Annotated in this window: 3 protein-coding genes and 3 pseudogenes; 5 read left to right on the top strand and 1 reads right to left on the bottom strand. The window is 38.0% G+C overall.

Annotated elements, in window-relative coordinates:
• Nucleotides 1-198: 198 nt before the first annotated feature.
• The 5 genes and pseudogenes from ACFIQE_RS08870 (at nt 199) to ACFIQE_RS08850 (ending at nt 3,026) form a co-directional block, all read left to right on the top strand.
• Nucleotides 199-417, top strand: a complete 219-nt coding sequence (locus tag ACFIQE_RS08870; protein ID WP_375707563.1) for an antitoxin — start codon at nt 199-201, stop codon at nt 415-417.
• Nucleotides 418-496: 79 nt separating this feature from the next.
• Nucleotides 497-673, top strand: a complete 177-nt coding sequence (locus ACFIQE_RS08865; RefSeq protein WP_375707562.1) for a type II toxin-antitoxin system PemK/MazF family toxin — start codon at nt 497-499, stop codon at nt 671-673.
• Between the two features lie 207 nt (nt 674-880).
• Nucleotides 881-1,201 carry a hypothetical protein gene (locus ACFIQE_RS08860; RefSeq protein WP_375707561.1) on the top strand — a complete coding sequence of 107 codons (321 nt, stop codon included), beginning with the start codon at nt 881-883 and terminating at the stop codon, nt 1,199-1,201.
• A 3-nt stretch (nt 1,202-1,204) separates the two neighbouring features.
• Nucleotides 1,205-1,773: pseudogene (locus ACFIQE_RS08855) on the top strand (hypothetical protein).
• A gap of 589 nt (nt 1,774-2,362) precedes the next feature.
• Nucleotides 2,363-3,026, top strand: a pseudogene (locus tag ACFIQE_RS08850) (phage antirepressor KilAC domain-containing protein).
• Nucleotides 3,027-3,270: 244 nt separating this feature from the next.
• Here ACFIQE_RS08850 and ACFIQE_RS08845 read toward each other — a convergent pair.
• Nucleotides 3,271-3,952, bottom strand: a pseudogene (locus ACFIQE_RS08845) (hypothetical protein); the annotation flags it as partial.

The raw sequence follows: 3,952 nt of genomic DNA, 5'->3' as shown, positions 1-3,952 counted from the left end.
TATAGACGAGATCAACAGAGAGATAAAAAATATTGACTTTATTCAGAGTATATTGCGTATTGCTCTAAATGCGCTTCTTAAACATTTACACAAAAGCATAAAAAGCTATTAAATCATGGGCTTTATGTTATATTTTTGTATAATATTAGAGAGGGCATTTTATGCACAACAAAATTACGTAAAGTTGGAGGATCCGTTATGATCTCTATACCGCCTGCATTGTTTGATGTTCTTCATTTTACTGAAAATATGCAAGTGGGTTTGGCTATTGATAATGGACAATTGGTTGAGAAACCACAAATATCGCAAAATTACACTCTTGAAGAATTGTTAGCCCAATGTAATCCTTCAGACGATTTTGCGGATAAAGATGTAGAGTGGTTTGATGCTAAGCTTATTGGCAGAGAGCTCTTGTAATGAAGCGGGGTAAAATTTGGTTTGTATCGCTTGACCCAACCTCTGTCTATGAGAAAAAGGAACGCGTCCTGTACTGATTGTGTCACCGGAGGCGTTTAATCGTTTAACAAAAACACCCATTGTTTTGCCCATTACGAGTGGAGAAAATTTTGCTAGAACAGCAGATTTTGCTATTTCATTGGTGGGAACAGGGCTGCATACAACAGGCGTGATACGCTGCGACCAACCGCCATACTTTAGATATAGTAGCGCGTAATGGGCGAAGTCTTAGCAAGGGTATCAACATTTCTTACTTGAATTTTTTCTACACTTTTTAATGTTTAAAAACACCAACTTTAGGTAAAAAGTAAAAAAGCATAAGATCATGATTTTTTCTGCTGACAATCAGCTAATCAATTTTTCACAGAATAAAAATCAATAATTGACTAATTATGTCATTAATTATGACTCAAAAGGAGCAATGATGAAAGCTGTCATCACTAAGCCAATGTGTGTTGTTGGCGACAATAAAAGCACTGTTCGCTTTGAACCATCAACACCCAATAATCCATTTGTTGAAGTTTCCAATCAAGTCTACGCACGTCTCAAGCGCGCCAATGCTGTAAAACCTTTTATTGGAGTCAAAACAACAGCAAAACCTGAAAAGACAGTTGAACAAATTAAGCAAATAGAACAAGAAGTAGCGCAAACATCATCTGAACCAATGACTGAAGAAACCTTACTCGAAAAACCAAAAGCATCTAAGGTCTCTCAATCATCAACACCTACTCTTAAAAAGGCTTAGACGTTGAAGTTAATCATCTACCCAAAATGGTATCTTCAACAGGTGAAGGATACCTTCACCAGTCTTCAAGCACCACGCCTTAATTGGGCTGTGCGTAATGCTCTAAACACCGCAGCAAAACAGTCGAACGCTTTACTGAAAAGCAAATTGCCGATGTTACATCTGCCCAATCAAAGCATGTTAAGCAAGGTATTTATATTAAAGAAAAGGCGACAGCAAGGTTTCTTGAGACAGATATCATTGGTTCTGGAACACCGATACTTCTTAAATTTTTTAAAGCAAAAGAACAAAACGCGGCGTGACTTACACAACTGTTTGGAAAGAAAGAAATCTTACCCCATGGTTTTATCAAGGATGGGAGTTTTCCAAAGCGTGTTGAATTGAAAATGGGAGGGAATGTGTTTCAAAGAGCGGATGGAGATCAATTCCCCATTGCAAAACAAGAGGAACCCTCAATTGCTAGGGTGATGTCAAAGCCAGAGATTACAAGTGCTATTGTAAAAAAAGCCAATGAGAGATTAATTGCCAATATACAGTACCAACTTGCTCATCATGAATACGCTGGCTGCTAATAAGAAAGGCTAGATTATGTTCTTAAACTTTATCTATATATTCCATATCCTTATGAGTTTATGCATTACACACTTTGATTGCAATTTTAAAAACAGATTATCACTTATGCTTTGTTTTTCCATAAAAAAGTTAATAAAATCAATGTAAAAGGCACTTCCCAGCGGGTTGGCTTTGTTGCGGGTCAAGCTAGAGCGAACTATCGCTAGCGACAGAATTTTTAATTTGACTGTACATTGTACACTTAACTCATTGATAAATAACAATTTCAATATGTACACTGTACAGTATGTGAAACGTTTTCTTAGCAAAAAGTAATTTTTGTTGCTGGACAATTCTATAGTAATAGGTATTTTCGAATCAGGTGCCTAGAAAACACCTTAAAACAACTAGCGGATTAGTTGCCGAAATAACTAATCTTCCGCAATTTAAAAGCTTTAACTCATTGTATGCTAATAGCTTTGTCAGGTGTGGCTATGCCATATACCCCCTTCGGGGAAAGGCGTAACGACGGACTAGATGCCGTGTTTCTTAGTGCCCAGCACTCTTTTAGAATGTCATTAAGGAACGTCTAACATCTAAGAATTCTTTATGAATACCATTATTAAAATTACTGAATTATGTGGCAAAAGGCATGACAATATTATGCGTGACATCAAGAAAACGCTTGAAGAACTTAACGCCCTCAAATTTGAGGAGGTTGATTTTGGTGGGCACTACCTTGATAACAAAAGTGAAAGCCGCCCTTGTTATAACCTGCCAAAGCGTGAATGCTTAATTCTTGTTTCTAGTTACAGCACTGCCTTACGAGCAAAGATAATTGACCGTTGGAAAGAGTTGGAAAGACAAGTAGCTATTCCACAAATTGATTACTCCAAACCCGAGGTATTACTTGGCGCCTTAAATCATCTACAAAATCAAATTAAGCAGAAAAACCATGTTATTTCAGAATTAGCACCAAAAGCTTTAGAAGGCTTAAAACGCTCTGATGGTTTGTTTGGTTTGATTGAAGCCGCGAAGATGTTGGAGATAAGACCAAAGGATTTAATAGATTACTTACGTAAAAATGATTGGGTGTATCGACGTGGTCCATTGTTACCTTAATCAGGATAAAATCAACAAAGGATTCATGGACTGTTCTGCCATCACCATTCAAAAATCGGATGGAACAGAAAAGGTGCTGCCTTCAACAAAAATCACACCTAAAAGATTGGCGGCATGTTTGAGAGAACAAGTCCACGGAGGTGTGCAATGAAGGTAGATTCTAACTTCTTATGCGATTTATGGATGGCATTATCTCAATTTTCTAGACATGAAAATATGAGTGATAAGATTGTACTGCTCTGGTTGACATCATGAGTTTAGTAGAAAAAGCTTTGATTTTAAAACTTCAAGATAAAGTGCCTATCCTTCTTTCGATATCTTTCTCATCTGACGCTCCATAAAAAAAGCCCCACAAAAGTGGGGCTGGATAAAATGATGTTCTAATCAATCTCGCGTTAATTATAATAAAGTGGCTCGCTACATCCACGGGCGCCTATTTTTTCATCTTCTACATAACGAGAATGCGCAAAATTCCGTACAAGATGATCATTGTTAGAGCCACCAGTCCAATCGCCTCCTTCCAACATAACATTTATGTCTACACGTAAACTGCTTCCTTGCTCCCCTGTATGCCATTTAGTCACTGGATAACAACCAGATAAATATTGCCAAACATAACCGCAACCATCCTCACAACCGATATGCGAAATCATCCGTCTATTGTTTGTATCAACGTGTCCTCCAGACGTCTTAAGAGAAGGCGCTTGATTGCCGACAATACTGGTTGCTTGATTACTTCCATACATGCATGGCGAAAACTCATCACTCGTCAAAAATCTCTTATTAACAGACCAAAAATCAAATGCATGATCCGCATAGCTACGATTGATCGTAATCGGAACACCATATGCCAACTTTGCATTTGCATCTGTCCCTGATTGAAGATAAATATCAACCCAAATATTCTTCCACGGATCGTAAACCATTCCCTCTGGATCACTCCTCGGACAGTGATTTAAACACCAAACAGAATTGGGCAAAACATCCCCGGCTTGGTAACCCGATAAGAGATGACCTTCGATCTCACCAACATCCGCACATAGCGTATGAAATCCACCGATCTTTTCAGAATTATCC

This window comes from Bartonella sp. AA1HLJMS (assembly GCF_042197445.1).
GTDB lineage: Bacteria > Pseudomonadota > Alphaproteobacteria > Rhizobiales > Rhizobiaceae > Bartonella.
This window is presented reverse-complemented; position numbering and strand designations above follow the sequence as displayed.

Coding starts and splice junctions, on each gene's coding strand:
- ACFIQE_RS08870 (WP_375707563.1), top strand. CDS start 199: ATGATCTCTATACCGCCTGCATTGTTTGATGTTCTTCATTTTACTGAA.
- ACFIQE_RS08860 (WP_375707561.1), top strand. CDS start 881: ATGAAAGCTGTCATCACTAAGCCAATGTGTGTTGTTGGCGACAATAAA.